Source organism: Bacillus sp. SIMBA_005, from assembly GCF_046535585.1.
Lineage (GTDB): Bacteria > Bacillota > Bacilli > Bacillales > Bacillaceae > Bacillus > Bacillus pumilus.
In genome coordinates, this window is sequence record NZ_JAWRWI010000713.1 from 1 (window position 1) to 257 (window position 257).

1 pseudogene is annotated in these 257 nt (G+C 40.9%); it reads right to left on the reverse strand.

The window, feature by feature from the left end:
- Positions 1–41 precede the first annotated feature (41 nt).
- A pseudogene (locus SB660_RS21935) lies at positions 42–257 on the reverse strand (metallophosphoesterase); the annotation flags it as partial.

Sequence of the window (257 nt, forward strand, 5' to 3'; positions counted from 1 at the left end):
CTATCGTTTCCATTATACGCCTTCTAAACATTTTTGGTTGTTTATTTATCCGAAATATCAATGTCAATAATATGACACTCCGGTTTCGCTCCTAAACGTAATGGCAATAAAGTTGTACCATAGCCATTACTTACGAGTGTCATGACACCTTCTCGTTGTCGGTAGGAGCCTTGTGGATGCACCCCATATGGACCCACTCGTATTTGCCCACCATGTAAATGTCCACCAATCATTAAGTCCGCTCTAAATTTTGCTCT